The following is a 15,498-nucleotide window of genomic DNA, read 5'->3' on the forward strand; positions in this document are numbered from 1 at the left end:
TTATGCACCTCTTCCACATTTTCAGATAGGTTGGCAGAATTACTCTCAAGCCTTAGTTTCTCTTGCAGGAGAGAAACCTCGGTCAAATTCTTGTTCTCGCCGACGCCAACGTATTGCTCGGCTTCCTGGAGCGATTTTGCTCCCTGAGTCGCTGCGACCTCAAGACTAGATTGACCGCTGTCCTCTTTCGTTGCAGCGACCCCAGAGATCGTCGAGAAGGCCATCGCGAAAAAGATGATCAAGATTAGCGGAGCTACGGGATCGTTCAAACGGTGGGTGCTTACTGCATCCAAGAGCTGAACAGCCAAAACTGCTGCCGCAGCCAGCATCGCTATGGAAAGATCGACCGGATTGAGAAGGTGCACGCTGATTCCGGAAGAGATCAAGCGCGCGATCACCAACCCGACGACGGGTACGAGCGATATGCCAAAGCTCTCGAACCATCGTCGTTGACGACTCTCGGTCAACGCGCCCGATCCCGTCAACGGGATTTTGCCTTGTGCCCTGTTTTGCTTTCCGGCCATGTATGCTGTCTTCCCCCGCTTGCCGTTGTTCGAGTCAGCAACAGCTCTTAGATGATCTCAGGACAGGATAGCGGACGGGACGCGGAGAGCTCAGAGGCGCCGCAAAACATCGACCAGGTGTCGAAGCCGAGAGAGGCTGATGGAGCGCCGCGACGCCGTATGACAGGTCCGCGCGCCGACTCGCAACTTCCGAGGCTGGCGTACTGACCTGGGTTCTGCGGCCCCGGTCGGCACTGGCCAAACCTAGTCGCCAGCCTGCTCATTATGTCCTGGAATGCGAAACAGCCCGCTTGCAAGGGCAAGCGGGCTGCAAGCGCAGCCCTGCCCTGGGCCACTCGCGTGGCGGTGCAGCACGCAGGCGTCCTGTGGCTCACACCGCATTCGATCCCGCCGCACGAGCAGCCAGAGCCCTCATCGCGGGATCTTCGCCCGACAGCCACCGCCAAACTCGGCGAGCAACGTAGATCACTTAGCATGCTAACTGTTGCAAGCGCTGGTCAGGCCCCGCAAACGAGCTTCGGAAGGTCGCGAGCGACGGGCGCGGACAGCAGGCTTGGGCGAAATTACACGTGCGCAACCCTGGGGTGGTAGTGGCGAAGGCGCTCCAAGCACGCGGGTAGCGGCCGGGCAGCCCGGCGAACTCGCCGGCGAGCCAGCCGGCCTCCCTGGCTCGCGGCCGCATGACGAGGAACGCGTGCAGCAGCTCCGTCATCACCTTGGTGATCGCGCGGATGTCGGCGTCGGCGAGGTGGCCGAGCGCGTGATCCCGCTCCACCAGGCTGTTGCGCACGACGACGACGACCGCCGAACGGACCGACAGGGGCGCGTCCAGCGGACGGTGATGGATCGCCTCCTCTACGAACGGGGTGATCAGCACGTCTCGCGCCGACGGGCCGCAGCGGGCGAAGGCTCGGCCGCGCGAGGCGATGTCCGCGCCGACCTCACGGGCGCAGCCCGGGTCGCATCCGGTCGTCGCGGCCATCGCCCGTGGGACCAGCTCGCGGCAGGCATGGTCCCACCAGGCGTCCTGCTCGGTCTCCCGGCCGGACATCATGTCGTGCCCGGTGCGGCGAACACGCCTTCGAGGTGGTCGTCGTCGACCGGGCAGGGGTGCAGCGCGAGGTACAGGCTCAGCGGCCAGGTCATCGCTCTGGTCAGCGCGACGACGTCCGTGCTCGTGAGCCGGCCGAGGGCGCGCTCCCGGCCGAGCAGTCCGTCGCGGACGACGGCGAGCACTGCCGCCCGCAGCCACAGTCGCGCGGCGGCCGGCTCGTGGCCGGCCGCCTCGTCGAGGAGCGGCGCCACCAGCCGGTCGCGGGCCGCGATGCCGCACGCGGCGAACTGCTGGCCGCGGGTCTCGATGTCCCGGCCGACCTCCTGGGCCCTGTCCCACGGCGTCCCGGCCGTGGCGAGCAAGGCGGGAACGATCGTGTTGCACAGCCAGCCCCACAGCTCGATCGGGTCGTAGCGCTGGGTCGGCTGGCCCGCTCCGGCGGCCTCGCCCGGTGGCGGGCGCAGCGGAAGCCCCCAGACGACCTGCTCCAGGTTGACCATGGTTCACGCTCCCGTGTCGGGTCAGTACGGCTGGCGCGCGAGGTCATGGTCACCGCGGGCGCCGCGCCTGTCGACCAGGGTCGCGATTGGAAGCTCGGTTTTCCGGCCAGCCAGGCGGATTCGCGTGTCCTTCCGGTAGCCCGTCGCTGCCGGGAGGTCCGCGGGCGGATGGGCTGTCGGTGCTGGCTGCTAGGTTGCCGGACATGTCGCCTGCGCCAGGGGACCGCGGGAACGGCCCACCGGGCAACGACTCGCCGGGACGGACGCCGACGAGCGTGGCCGGCCTGCGGCAGGCCGTGTCGAGCGCGACCTACGCTCGCGGCACGTCCTACGCGCTGCGAGGCAACGTCGACCAGGCGACCTGGAAGGACGAGCTCGGCGAGCTGCGCGGGAAGGTCCGGGGCAGCGGCGGCCAGCGGTACACCACGATCGCGCGGGTCCAGCAGGACGATCACACGGCCGGGGGCGCGTCCTGGCGGTTCGTCTCCGGCCGGTGCTCGTGCCCCGTCGGGGTCAACTGCAAGCACGTCGTCGCGCTGGTGCTCGCGGTCGCTGGCGGCGGGCTCGACGACGCGGACACGCCGGATCCGGCGGCGCGCGGCTCGGCGGCGCACGAGGCGGCGATGCACGCCCTGGAGCACGTGGCCGCGGCCGCCCGCCGGGCCGGACCGGTCGCGGTCGGCACGACGGCCCTGCGTGGCGGCCCCGGGCCCGGTCGCCGGGGCACGGCGAAGGCCGGGGCAAGCCCGTCGGCAGGGGCACTGGCGTTGGGGGGTCGGACACCATCGGCAGGCCCCCGAACGTTGGAGGGGGCCACGGCCGGGAGGCCCGCGGCCCCTGGCTGGGCACGGTCGCTGGGCGACCTGCTCGGCCCGGACGTCGACGGTGGGTTCGGCGATCTCGCGGAGCCGCGGGCCCGTGGCGGCGCGACACCGCTGGCCATCGAGCTGAGCCTGGAGGTCGACGGACCGCCAGGCGGGTCAGATCCTCGGGTGACCGCCCGGCTGGTCAGGCCGGGACGGACCGGCTGGGTCGGCGCGGTCGGCTGGGACCAGCTGACTGCCTGGCATCACGTGGTCGAGTTCGCCCCGGAGCAGGTACGGCTGCTGCGGGAGCTGTTCGCGCTCTACCGCGCCGGCCAGCAGGGCCACGGCTACGGCTACCAGGCCGGCGACAGCAGGCGGATCGACCTGACCGCGTTCGCCAGCCGGCACCTGTGGCCGATGTTGGCCGAGGCCGAGCAGCTCGGGGTGGGTCTCGTCCACGGCCGCAAGCGCCTGGGTGAGATCGCGCGGCCCCGCACGGCCGACCTCGTCCTGGACATCGCCCGCCGGGAGCAGGGGGACGACGGCGGGGCGAAGCTGACGATCGTTCCGGTCCTGCGGTTCGACGGCGTCCTGGCGCCGGACCTGGTGCCGGTCGCGTTCGTGGGCGCCGACGGCCACGGGGTCGTCTATGCCGGGCGCGCCCAGATCGATGGCCGCGTCCACCACCGCGACTGGCGGATCCGGCTGGCCAGCCTCACCGAGCCGGCGGCGCCGGCACTGCGCCGCCTCGCGGCGGACGGGCAGTCGCTGGCCGTCCCGGCCGAGGCGGAGGAGCGTTTCCGCCAGGAGTTCCTCCCCCGGCTGCGCCGGCTCGCGCCGGTCGTCTCCAGCGACGAGTCGTTCGACGTGCCGGAACCGGTCGCGCCAGCCCTGGTGCTCCGGGCCTCCTACGGTGACGTCCACGAGCTCGACCTGGCCTGGGAATGGGCCTACGAGATCGGCGGCGAATCCAGACGCGTCCCACTGCGGCAGGACGGCGGGGGCGAAAGCGCCGCGTGGCGGGATCCGCACGCCGAGCGGCAGGTGCTCGCCGCTCTGGATCTGCCGCCGGCCGTTGCCGACCTGCTGCATGCCGCCCGCGACGGCGCCGCCCTCCCCGCTCCGGCTGCCCACCCTGCTCCGACCACCCAGCCTGGTGACCAGCCCACCCTGCCAACCCCCGCGCCGTCCCGCTTCGAGGGCGCCGAGACCATGCGGGTCACGACCGAGGTGCTGCCGCTGCTGGTTGACCAGACCGGGCTGCGGGTCGAGGTCGCCGGGGCCGCGGCCGACTACCGCGAGGTCGGCGACTCGCTGCGGATCACGGTCACGACCGACCAGGTCGAGGGCGAGACCGACTGGTTCGACCTCGGTGTCACGGTCACGGTCGACGGGCGGGAGGTGCCGTTCCGCGATCTGTTCCTCGCGCTGGGCCGCGGTGAGGAGTACCTGCTGCTGCCCGACGGCGCGTACTTCAGCCTGGGCGCACCGGAGCTGGCGGCGCTGCGCAGGCTTATCGAGGAGGCTCGGGCCCTCACCGACCAGCCTGGCAGCGGGCTGCGGATCAGCCGGTTCCAGGCCGGGCTGTGGGCTGAGTTCGCCGCGCTCGGCGTCGTCGAACGGCAGGCCGAGGCCTGGCGGCGCCAGGTCGGCGGGCTGCTGGCGCTGACCACGCCGAACCCCGACCTGCGCCCGCCGGCGACGCTCGCCGCGGCGCTGCGCCCTTACCAGCTCGACGGTTTCCGCTGGCTCGCGTTCCTCTGGGAGAACCAGCTCGGCGGGATCCTGGCCGACGACATGGGCCTCGGGAAGACGTTGCAGGCCCTGGCCCTGATCTGCCACGCCAAGCAGTCCGCCACAGCCAACGGAGCCGCGACGGCCAGCGGAGCTGCCGGGACCGCAGGGACCGCCGAGGCCGGCGAGCACGACCGGCCCACCGCGGCGGCGGGCTCCGGATTCGCGCCGTTCCTCGTCGTCGCGCCGACGAGCGTGGTGTCGAACTGGGCGGCCGAGGCACACCGGTTCGCGCCCGGGCTGCGAACCGCCGCGATCGTCGACACCGAACGCCGCCGCGGAGTCGCGCTGCGCGACATCGCCGCCGGGGCGGACGTCGTCATCACGTCCTACACCCTGTTCCGACTGGAATTCGACGACTACGCCGCGCTCGCCTGGTCGGCGCTGGTCCTCGACGAGGCGCAGATGGTGAAGAACCACCTGTCCAAGGCCTACCAGTGCGCCCGGCTCCTGCCAGCCCCGTTCAAGCTGGCGATCACCGGCACCCCGATGGAGAACAACCTCATGGAGCTGTGGTCGCTGCTGTCGATCACAGCACCGGGCCTGTTCCCGAACCCGACGCGCTTCCGGGAGTACTACGCGCTCCCGATCGAACGACGCCACGACCGCGAGCTGCTCACCCGCCTGCGCGCCCGGATCCGTCCGCTGCTGCTGCGCCGCACCAAGGAGCAGGCGGCGCCCGAGCTGCCGCCGAAGCAGGAGCAGATCCTGGAGATCGAGCTGCACCCACGCCACCGCAAGCTCTACCAGACCCAGCTGCAGCGCGAGCGGCAGAAGGTGCTCGGCCTGGTCAGCGACCTCAACCGCAACCGGATGACGATCCTGCGGTCCCTCACGCTGCTGCGCCAGCTGAGCCTGCACGCCGGCCTCGTCGACGACGGTCAGGCGCAGCTGCCGTCAGCCAAGATCGACACGCTGCTGGAGCAGCTCACCCACGTCGTGGCCGGCGGCCACCGCGCCCTGGTCTTCAGCCAGTTCACCGGCTTTCTCGGCAAGGTCCGCGCCGAGCTCGACGACGCCGGCGTCGAGTACTGCTACCTGGACGGCCGGACCCGCGACCGGGCCGACGTCGTCGAGCGGTTCAGGTCCGGCAAGGCCAGCGTCTTCCTGATCAGCCTCAAGGCCGGCGGCTTCGGGCTGAACCTGACCGAGGCCGACTACTGCTTCCTGCTCGACCCGTGGTGGAACCCGGCCACCGAGGCGCAGGCCGTCGACCGGACGCACCGCATCGGCCAGACCCGCAACGTGCTGGTCTACCGGCTCGTCGCCCGCGACACCATCGAGGAGAAGGTGATGGCGCTGAAGGCCCGCAAGGCGCGGCTGTTCAGCGGCGTCATCGACGACGGCGACGCGTTCGGCTCGAGCCTGACCGCCGAGGACGTCCGCCACCTGTTCGCCTGACGCCCTGTTGACCTGACCGTCCTGTTGACCTGACCGTCCTGGTCGGCCGACGTCCGGTCGCCCGACGTCACCCTCGTCAGCCGACGACGGTCTCCGCGAACTCGATGACGTTGTAGGTGTGGAACAGCACCGCGGCGGTGCTGGCCCAGCACACCACTGCCGCAGCCCCGACCAGGACCCCCGCGCTGGCCTGCCGGCGCGGCGGCTCCAGGAGGTCCCGAATCCGATCGACGACGTCGTGCCCGGCGGCGCCGAGCCCGTGCGGCGACGGCGGACCGGCCAGCGCCGCCCGGCCGAGGGCGTGCGCCACCGTCGCCGGGTCACCGACCGCGCGGACCGCGACGGCGTCGGCCCATCGTTCGGCCGCCTGGTCGACGGCCCGGGCGACCGGCGTCAGCAGCGGGTTGGCCGCCGCGGCCAGCCAGGCGAGCCGCGTGTACCGGTGATGGTGATGACGCAGGTGGGCGTGTTCGTGCGCGAGCAGTGCCCGGCGCTGCGGCCCGGTCAACGACCGCAGCATCCCGGTCGAGACGACGACACGGCGGTGACGGCCCGCGACGGCGTACGCGTGCGGCGCCGGGTCGTCGACGACGGCCAGCTCGCCCACCGCAGGCAACGCCGCGACCGCGGCCGAGGCCCGACGCGCGCTCACGACGACCCGGACCAGGTGCAGGCCGGCCCGGCCGAGCAGACCGACGACCAGGGCTCCCGCGGCCAGCCCCGCGGCGCTCGGGACCGGGATCCTCGCCCGCAGCGTCCCGGCCGACCAGTCGCTGGGGTGCGCGAACGGAAAGAGCTCGACGGTGCCGAGGAAGGCCGCCAGGCACAGCATCATCCCGGTGGCGAGCGACACCGTCAGCGCGAACCCGGTCAGCAGCACCGTGGCCGCCGCCGGTGGGATCCGACGGGCCACCCGGGCGGCGGGCCGGCCACCCGTGGCCCCGACCAGCTGCGGGACCAGCGCCAGCGCGAGCAGGAGACCCAGAACGATCATGAGGACGCCTGGTCCCCGTCTCGGGGCGCGTCGCCTGTGGCCGGGTGGCGGGCGAGCAGCTCGCGCAGGATGCGTTCGGAGTCCTCGTCCAGGCTGTCGACGAACCGGGACAGGACGCTGGCCCGGTCGACGCCGGCGGCGAGCAGTTTCTGCATCTGCCGGGCGGTGAGACCGGCCTGTGCCTCGGCCTGGCTGCCGACCAGCTCGTAGGCGTAGGCCCGGCCCCGCGGGCTGCGGTTCAGCGCCCCCTTGGCGTGCAGCCGCGTCAGGGTGGTCAGCACCGTCGTGTAGGCGAGGTCGGCGCCGAGCTCGGCCTGGACCTGCGCCGCGGTCAACGGCTCGCCGGCCGCGGCCAGGCAGGCGACGACCTCGCCCTCCAGTCCACCGCTGGGGCGCGGGTGCAGCCGTCCGGCCATGTCGCCTCCCCCGCGCTCGCTCCGATGGCACCTGGCCTGTTCCCCACCTGGCCCCCTCCGCCAATTGTGGCAGCACTCCCGACTTGCGCTTGCCCTGCCCGTTAGGTATGCCTTACCTTCAACAAACTATCGTCCGATAGTAGATGAAGGCCGAGGAGCACCCGTGCTTGCCAACTACCTGATCGGCCTGCGCGAGGGCCTGGAGGCCGCGCTGGTCGTGAGCATCCTGGTCGCCTACCTGGTCAAGGCCGGCCGGCGCGACCGGCTGGTCGTCGTCTCGGGTGGAGTGGCTCTCGCGGTCGCGGTCAGCATCGCGTTCGGCGCGCTGCTGACGTACACGTCGACGAGCCTGCTGTCGGACTTCCGAAGCCAGGAGCTCTTCGGCGGCACGATGTCCGCGCTCGCGGTCGTGTTCGTCACCTGGATGGTGTTCTGGATGCGGCGCACCGCCCGGGGCATGCGGGCGGAGCTGGACGGGCGGATGGCCTCCGCGCTGCAGATGGGCGTCCTCGCCGTCGCCCTCACGGCCTTCCTCGCCGTCGCCCGCGAGGGCCTGGAGACGGCGTTGTTCTTCTGGTCGGCCGTGCAGGCCGCGGGCAGCACGACCGCGCCGGTCGTCGGGTTCTCGCTCGGCATTCTCACCGCCGTGGTGCTGGCCTGGCTGCTGTACCGCCGCTCGGTGAAGCTGAACCTCGCCCGGTTCTTCACCTGGACCGGCGCCGGCCTGATCGTGATCGCCGCGGGCGTGCTCGCCTACGCGGTTCACGACCTGCAGGAAGGCGGCGCGATCGGCGGCCTGAACACCCTCGCTTTCGACGTCAGCGACCAGATCTCGCTCGGTTCCTGGTACGGGGCGCTGCTCAAGGGCGTCTTCAACTTCACCCCGCAGACGACGGTCGTCCAGGCGGTCGCCTGGGCCGCCTACCTCGTCCCCGTCATGACGATCTTCTTCCTCGGCGGCCGGACGCGGACCAGCCAGCCGAGCGCGCCGCCCGTTCCCGCGAGAAACCCGGCAGCGGACGAAGCCCAGCAGTCGCCGGCCCGTTGACGCAACCCGCTTCGCCTCCCGCTTTGCCCCTCAGCCAACGCAGTTCGTGAACCATAGGAGAGAACCGGTGACCTCACCCGCCATCCGCATCTGGCGCCTGGCCTGCCCGGCCGTCGCGGCCGCGACGCTGATCGCCGGCTGCTCGTCGTCGGGCTCGAGTTCCAGCTCCGGGACGTCCGGGGCCGGCGGCGGCCCGGTCACGGTGCGGGCCGGCGACAAGAACTGCCAGGTGGCCCGTGTGTCGCTGCCAGCCGGCCGGCACACCTTCGAGATCACCAACACGGCCTCGCAGGTGACCGAGGTCTACGTCTACGCGACGGGCGACCGGATCATGGGCGAGGTCGAGAACATCGGCCCCTCGACGAAACGAAACCTGATCGTCGACCTGCCGGCCGGCGCCTACCAGGTCGCGTGCAAGCCCGGAATGGTCGGAAACGGCATCCGCACGACCCTGACTGTCACCGGCGCCGCGGCGCCAGCGCAGAGCCTCGACCAGAACCTGCGGACCGCGGTCACCTCCTACCGCACCTACGTCGAGACCGAGACCAAAGCCCTGGTCGACACCACCGCGACGTTCGTCGCGGCCGTCGACGCGGGCGACCTGGCCAAGGCCAAGGAGACCTACCCGAACGCGCGGCTGCACTACGAGCGCATCGAGCCGATCGCGGAATCCTTCGGCGACCTGGACCCGCTTATCGACATGCGCGCCGACGACGTCACCACGGACACCCCGTTCGTCGGCTTCCACGCCATCGAACAGCAGCTCTTCGAGAAGAACACCGTAGACGGAGCGAAGCCGCTGACGGCCGCGCTCACCACCAACGTCGGAAAGCTCAACACGCTCGTCACGACCGTGGACTTCACCCCGTTGATCATGGCGAACGGCGCGAAGTCACTGCTGGACGAGGTCGCCAAGTCCAAGGTCACCGGCGAGGAGGAGCGCTACTCCCGCATCGACCTGGTCGACTTCGCCGGCAACGTCGACGGCGCCAAGTACGTGTACACCGCGCTGCGCCCGGCCCTGCAGGAGAAGAATCCGCAGCTGGTGACGATGCTCGACCAGCGGTTCCCCGCGCTGATCAGCCTTCTGGACACCCATCTCGGCAAGCCCGGCGACGCCGGATACATCGCGGGCAGCCCCTACGTCTCCTACGACTCACTCACGCCCGAGCAGGTCAGGGCCCTCGCGGTCGAGGTCGACGCCATCTCCGAGCCGCTCGGCCAGCTGGCCGGAGCCGTGACCACCAAGTGAGCCGGCCCGACAGCCCCGATTCCCCGGTGACGGCCACCGAGGACGGTTCACCCAGCTCTGACGCCGCCAGCACGGCACGCGGCGTTGGCACCCTGAGCCGTCGACGCGTGTTCGGGCTGATCGGTGGCGCCGCGGCGCTCGGGGCGGCCGCCGGCGCCGGCGGGGCGGTCGCGGTCACCGCCGCCGTTGACTCCGACTCCGGGCCAGGAGGCTCGGGGTCGGGGCAGGCGGTGGCCTTCTTCGGCCCACACCAGGCCGGGATCGTGACGCCGGTGCAGGACCGGCTGCATTTCGCGGCGTTCGACCTCGGCCCGGCGGCCACCCGCGCGGACCTCGTCGCGCTGCTGACCGCCTGGACCAACGCGGCCTCTCACCTGACCGCCGGGCACGACGTCGGGACCGGCGCGGTCACGGGCCCGCCGGACTCGCCGCCCGACGACACCGGTGAGGCGCTCGGTCTGCAGGCCGCCCGGCTGACCCTCACGGTCGGCTTCGGCACCAGCCTGTTCACCGACGCCACGGGCAAGGACCGCTTCGGCCTTGCCAGGTCCCGGCCCGCGCGGCTCGCCGACCTGCCGACCTTCCCCGGCGACGCGCTCGACCCGGCGGCCAGCGGCGGTGACCTGTGCGTCCAGGCCTGTGCCGACGACCCGCAGGTGGCCGTGCACGCGATCCGCAACCTGGCCAGGCTCGCCCGCGGCACCGCCTCGGTGCGCTACTCCCAGCTCGGGTTCGGCCGGACCAGCTCGACCTCGGCGAGCCAGGCCACCGCGCGCAACATGATGGGTTTCAAGGACGGCACCAACAACATCAAGGCCGACGACCCGGCCGAGATGAACGCCCACGTCTGGGTCCAGCCCGGTGACGGGCCGGACTGGATGACCGGCGGAAGCTACCTCGTCAGCCGCCGCATCCGGATGCTGATCGAACCCTGGGACTCGACCCCGCTCACCGAGCAGGAACGGGTCATCGGCCGTTTCAAGGGAACGGGAGCCCCCCTTGGCCTGCGCGCCGAGTTCGATCCGCTCGACCTGACGGCGAAAGGCCCCGACGGCGAGCCGGTCATCGACGCCAAGGCCCACGTCCGCCTCGCCCATTCCTCCCACAACAACGGCGCCGTGCTCCTGCGCCGCGGCTACTCGTTCACCGACGGCACGGACGACCTGGGCCGACTCGAGGCGGGGCTCTTCTTCCTCGCCTACCAGCGCGACCCGCGTACCCAGTTCGTCACGATCCAACGGTCCCTGGCCGGCAAGGTCAACGACGCCCTCAACGAGTACATCCAGCACGTCGGCAGCGGCCTGTTCGCCTGCCCGCCGGGCGTCCAACCCGGCGAGTACTGGGGCCAACGCCTTTTCGAGTAGCGGTTTCCGCGAGCCGGCGCCGCCCGTCAGGCGGGACACCAGACGGGCGGCGCCATTCTCGCTCTTCGCATTCGCCGGCCCGGCCGAGGAACGCGCCGCGGCTTCAGTCGTTGTCGGACGTTTCCTGGCCCGCCTCGACGGCCGCCGGCTCGGCGGCAACGGGCTCGGACAGCGCCACACCGTCCGCCTCGGCAGCGGCCGGCTCGACAGGGGCGGCCTCCGCGATGACGGCCTCGACGGTGGCCGGCTCGACAGCGGCCGGCTCGACAGCGGCCGGTTCGACAGCGGTCCGCTCCGCCGGCCTGGACCAGGTCGTCGCCTCGTCGGCGGCCGGGGCCGGCCTCGTGGCGGCGTTCTTGCCCGGACCGGCCTCGCGCAGCTTGCCGCGGGTCAGCTGCAGCCGCCGCTGCGCCCGGCTGGCGACCTGGGAGTCGTGGGTGACGATCACCAGGGTCAGCCCCTGGTCGCGCCACAGGCCCTCCAGCAGCGCGACGATCTCATCGCGGGTCTCCTCGTCGAGGTTGCCGGTCGGCTCGTCGGCGAGCAGCACCTTCGGGCTCTTCACCAGGGCGCGGGCGATCGCGACGCGCTGCTGCTGGCCGCCGGACAGCTCCGCCGGCCGGTGGGCCGCCCGGTCGGCCAGCCCGACGGAGGCGAGCGCCGCGGCGGCGCGCTCCCGGCGCTGGGCCTTGCGGATGCCGAGCGGGACGAGGGCCGCCTCGACGTTCTCCTGCGCGGTCAGCGTCGGGATCAGGTTGAAGCCCTGGAACACGATGCCGACCTCGCTGGCGCGCAGCTTCGTCAGCCGCGCGGCGGAGGCTCTGGCCAGGTCCTGGTCGCCGAGCAGGACCGAGCCGGCCGTCGGCCGGTCCAGCGCGCCGAGCATCTGCAGCAGCGTCGACTTGCCGCCCCCGGTCGGGCCCTGGATCGCGACCAGCTGGCCGTCGTCGATGGTCAGGTCGACCTCCTGCAGGGCGTCGACCCGCTTCTTGCCGTTCGAGTAGGTCTTGCTGACCCCAGTGAGCTTGTACATGTCGTCTCTTCTCGCGTCCGGTGTCTGGCGGCGTCCGGTGGTCTGGCGGGGCCGACGTCAGTCGAGGCTGCGCAGCGCGGCCGCCGGGCGCAGGCGGGAGGCCCGCCAGCCGCCGAAGACGCCGGCGAGCAGGCCGCCGAGCACCGCGAGCCCGATGCCGAGCAGGATCACGCTCCAGTGGACGGGGGCGTGCAGGACGACGTCGACGGTGCTGCTCGCGGTCCGGCGGGCCGCGCCGCCGCCGCCTGTACCCGCGCCGGTCCCGGTACCCGTTCCGGTTCCCGTGCCGCCGGCCGCGAGGCCGTTCGCGGCGCCGCCGCCGAACGGGCCGCCGTAACCACCGCCGCCGCCACCGTTCCCGAACGCGGCCCGCCGGGCCGTGTTGGCCGCGCCGGCCGCGGAGCTGGCGGTCGTCCCGGCGAGCTTGATGTGCGACGAGTTGATCCACAGGATGCCGAGCAGCCCGATGCCAAGGCCGACGACCCCGCCGATCAGGCCCTGGAACAGCGACTCGGTGCCGACCTGGCGCACGATGCGCCCGTTGCTCCAGCCGATCGCCTTCAGCGTCCCGAAGTCACGGGTACGCCGCGTGACGCCCGAGATGGTGAACAGGATCGCGAGCACGAACGCGGCGATCAGCACGCCGATCGACAGCCAGGTGCCGAGGTTCTTCACCAGCGACGACGCGCTCGACAGCGAACCGGAGATGCCGCTGGCGAGGTCGGACTGGGTGTCGACCGTCGCGCTCGGCAGCGCTTTCTTAATCGCCGTAGCGGCGCTGTCGACGGAGCTGGAGGACGTCGCCTTCACGTAGACGTTGGTGACCTCGCCCGACAGGCCGGCCAGGTTCTGGGCGACGCCGAGCGGGATGTAGACGTCCGACAGCGTCGTGCCCGAGGTGGTGGCATCGAGCAGCCCGACGATCTTCATCGCGGTGCCCTTGACGGTGACCGTGCCGCCGACGGCGAGCTTGTTCGTGTCGGCGTAGCTCTTGGACAGCATCGCCACGTCGGCCTTGACGTCCTCGGCGGTGAAGCCGCGCCCGCCGCTGACCGCCGCGCCCGAGAGCGGGCCGAGCGCTGCCGCGCCGGGCTGGACACCCTCGACGGTGGTGCTGGCGATGTTGAAGTTGCCGCCGCCGAAGCCGGTGAACCCGCTGTTGCCGCTGACCTGTCCGCCGCGCTGGGCCCGGAACTGCCCCCGCAGGTCCTGCAGGCTCTGGCCGGCGAGCTGGCCGCTGAACGTGGTGTCGCGCAGCATCAGCGTCGCCGTCACGTCGGCGACGCCCGCCGTCCTGCTGATCGTGGTGACCGCGGTGTCCTTGATGGCGGCCGAGCCCGGCGCGACCCGCAGGTTGCCCGAGGAGACGTTCGTGGTGGAGCTCTGGGAGGTGCTGCCGGGAGCCTGGCCGGCGAACTGGAACTGCTGGTCGCTGCCCTGGCCGGGCTGGTCGGCCTGGGTCACCGTGATGTCGGTGCCGACCCCGTAGATCGCGCCGAGCACGTTCGACTGCGCGTTGCGCACCCCGGAGGACGCCGCCGTGACGGCCAGAATGAGAGCGACGGCCAGGGCGAGCCCGACCGCCACGATCACAGTCTGCCGCAGGCGCCCTCTCAGCTCGCGGCGGACATACGTCAACAGCATGGGTCTCCCTGGGAGGTGCGTGGTCCGGGGCGCCCCGCGGAGGACGGAGCGGTCCGGACATTAGGGAGACCGCCTGTGCGATGGCTTAAATGTGGTTTAGCCGCCGTTAAGGCGGGAAAACGTTGCCGTCGCGTTGGGCGATCACCTGCACCACAAGGGAAAAGCGGCCCGAGGGCGCGACGATGCCGGCTTCTACGACGGCGTCACCTTCTACTCGGATATGGACTTTCCCGCGCCGAGACTCATTCGGCAATGGTGATGGACTCGATCCGGGCCTCGCTGGCCGGCGGCCCCTCGCTCCCGCCACCCTCGACACCCTTGCCGACGAGGTGGTCGAGGACGTCGAGGCCGCCCGTGATCCGGCCGATGACCGTGTAGTGCGCGGCCACGGCGGCGAGGCCCGCCGGGGTCGGGTCGTCGTAGCTGATCAGGAACTGGGCACCGTTGGTGTCGGGCCGGCTGGTCGTGGCCATCGCCAGCGTTCCGGGGCCGAAGTCGGCGGTGGCGGTGTGCTCGGCGGCGTAGGCGAATCCGGGCGAGCCCGCGCCGCTGCCCGTCGGGTCACCGCACTGCAGGACCGAGACCATCGCCTCGGGGCCGATCGTCTCCCGCGGGCAGAAGCTGCCGTCGTAGTACCCGGCGGTCGCGAGGTGGTGCAGCGCGTAGACCGCGCAGGGGGCGGCGGCGGCGTCGAGCTCGGCGGACAGCGTCCCGTAGTTGGTCCGTATGACCATCGTCGAGGGCCCGGTCGGCACGCTCGTCGCGGACGGCGGCAGGCCAGGCGCCGGCCCGGCGGCGGCCGTCGCCCAGTAGCGGCAGCCGCCGGCCACCGTCGTCGCCGCGGACGCCGGCACCGTGGTGGCCTTGGCTCCGGTGCCGCCCGCCGTGGTCGGCACCGCGGCGCGGTCCGTGGCCGGTGGCTTGACGCTCGTCGGACCGGCCCCGGGCGCCCCCGACGAGTCGTCGCCACGCGTCACGAAACGGAAGACCAGCAGCGAGGTGGCGGCGAGGACCGCGACGAGGAGCACGACGCCGACGGTCAGGCTCGCGGCGGCGAGCCCGCCGTGGCGGGAACGCCAGCCGCCGCCGCTGGCCGGCGCGGCGGGCGCCCGGACGACGGCGAGTGGCCCGGTGTGGCCGGCCGGCACCGGGCCGCGCGCGGGCGGGGCCGCCGGGCCAACTGGTGGACCAACCGGCCCCCGCGGCCCGGCCGGGAGCCCCGCACCGCCAGCCCCCGGTGCCCGCACTGCTCCCGGCGGCAGGGAGGTCAGGGGTGGCCGCGACGTCACGGGCGCCATCGGGGGCGCGGCAGGCATGGACGAGGCGGCGGGCATGGAGGGGGCGGCTGGGTGTCGCAGGCCGGTCGGCATCGGCGCGGCCGGGCGTCCCAGGACCGGGAGCGTGCCCACTGGCGGGCCGGCCGGCGGCGGCCACTGCGGCGCGGGCCACGGCGCGGGAGCCAGCCCGCCTGGCGCGACGGGCGGCAACGGCGGCCGGGCCCCGGAGCCCGCGCCGGCCGGAGCCGACGGCATCGCCGCCGGCGCAAGGGGGGGCGCCGGCGGCCCGGGGGCGGGGCCGGCGGCGGCCGCCGTCGCCGACGAGCACCGCGTCGGCGCCAGCCTCCGCGTAGCCGAGCAGGTCACGCGGGCCGCGGATGCCGGACTCGGC

At 72.4% G+C, this 15,498-nt stretch carries 11 protein-coding genes and 2 pseudogenes; 5 read left to right on the plus strand and 8 right to left on the minus strand.

Annotated elements, in window-relative coordinates; all coding sequences use genetic code 11:
* From I6A60_RS34745 to I6A60_RS34755, 3 genes are all read right to left on the minus strand, one after another.
* A partial coding sequence (locus I6A60_RS34745) for a hypothetical protein (RefSeq protein WP_203055800.1) occupies positions 1–524 on the minus strand: 524 nt, incomplete at its 3' end.
* 469 nt (positions 525–993) lie between these two features.
* Positions 994–1,578, minus strand: coding sequence for a hypothetical protein (locus I6A60_RS34750; protein ID WP_238436871.1), 585 nt, complete (start codon positions 1,576–1,578; stop codon positions 994–996).
* On the minus strand, positions 1,575–2,078 hold the full coding sequence (locus I6A60_RS34755; protein ID WP_203025369.1) for a hypothetical protein: 504 nt from the start codon (positions 2,076–2,078) through the stop codon (positions 1,575–1,577). The genes I6A60_RS34750 and I6A60_RS34755 overlap by 4 nt, the downstream gene beginning before the upstream one ends.
* 203 nt (positions 2,079–2,281) lie before the next feature.
* Between I6A60_RS34755 and I6A60_RS34760 the strand changes: the two genes are divergently transcribed.
* Complete coding sequence (locus I6A60_RS34760) at positions 2,282–6,079, plus strand: DEAD/DEAH box helicase (RefSeq protein ID WP_238436872.1); 3,798 nt, start codon at positions 2,282–2,284, stop codon at positions 6,077–6,079.
* Positions 6,080–6,155: 76 nt separating this feature from the next.
* Here I6A60_RS34760 and I6A60_RS34765 read toward each other — a convergent pair whose 3' ends face one another.
* Together I6A60_RS34765 and I6A60_RS34770 are read right to left on the minus strand one after the other, a co-directional pair.
* On the minus strand, positions 6,156–7,073 hold the full coding sequence (locus I6A60_RS34765; protein ID WP_203025368.1) for a M48 family metalloprotease: 918 nt from the start codon (positions 7,071–7,073) through the stop codon (positions 6,156–6,158).
* Complete coding sequence (locus I6A60_RS34770; protein WP_203025367.1) at positions 7,070–7,489, minus strand: BlaI/MecI/CopY family transcriptional regulator; 420 nt, start codon at positions 7,487–7,489, stop codon at positions 7,070–7,072. The genes I6A60_RS34765 and I6A60_RS34770 overlap by 4 nt, the downstream gene beginning before the upstream one ends.
* 163 nt (positions 7,490–7,652) lie before the next feature.
* Between I6A60_RS34770 and efeU the strand changes: the two genes are divergently transcribed.
* From efeU to efeB, 3 genes are all read left to right on the plus strand, one after another.
* Positions 7,653–8,537, plus strand: coding sequence for an iron uptake transporter permease EfeU (gene efeU, locus I6A60_RS34775; RefSeq protein ID WP_203025366.1), 885 nt, complete (start codon positions 7,653–7,655; stop codon positions 8,535–8,537).
* Between the two features lie 67 nt (positions 8,538–8,604).
* Positions 8,605–9,789, plus strand: a complete 1,185-nt coding sequence (gene efeO, locus I6A60_RS34780) for an iron uptake system protein EfeO (RefSeq protein WP_203025365.1) — start codon at positions 8,605–8,607, stop codon at positions 9,787–9,789.
* Positions 9,790–9,815: 26 nt separating this feature from the next.
* A complete protein-coding gene (efeB, locus tag I6A60_RS34785) occupies positions 9,816–11,153 on the plus strand; it encodes an iron uptake transporter deferrochelatase/peroxidase subunit (RefSeq protein ID WP_374113504.1) in 1,338 nt (445 codons plus the stop codon).
* A gap of 370 nt (positions 11,154–11,523) precedes the next feature.
* Here efeB and I6A60_RS34790 read toward each other — a convergent pair.
* From I6A60_RS34790 to I6A60_RS34800, 3 genes and pseudogenes are all read right to left on the minus strand, one after another.
* Positions 11,524–12,186, minus strand: a pseudogene (locus I6A60_RS34790) (ABC transporter ATP-binding protein); the annotation flags it as partial.
* Positions 12,187–12,243: 57 nt separating this feature from the next.
* A complete protein-coding gene (locus I6A60_RS34795) occupies positions 12,244–13,830 on the minus strand; it encodes an ABC transporter permease (RefSeq protein ID WP_203025362.1) in 1,587 nt (528 codons plus the stop codon).
* 242 nt (positions 13,831–14,072) lie between these two features.
* Positions 14,073–14,978, minus strand: a complete 906-nt coding sequence (locus I6A60_RS34800) for a peptidylprolyl isomerase (protein WP_307874015.1) — start codon at positions 14,976–14,978, stop codon at positions 14,073–14,075.
* Positions 14,979–15,231: 253 nt separating this feature from the next.
* Here I6A60_RS34800 and I6A60_RS34805 point away from each other — a divergent pair.
* Positions 15,232–15,498, plus strand: a pseudogene (locus I6A60_RS34805) (hypothetical protein); the annotation flags it as partial.

Origin of the sequence: Frankia sp. AgB1.9 (assembly GCF_016786355.1) — a bacterium.
Lineage (GTDB): Bacteria > Actinomycetota > Actinomycetes > Frankiales > Frankiaceae > Pseudofrankia.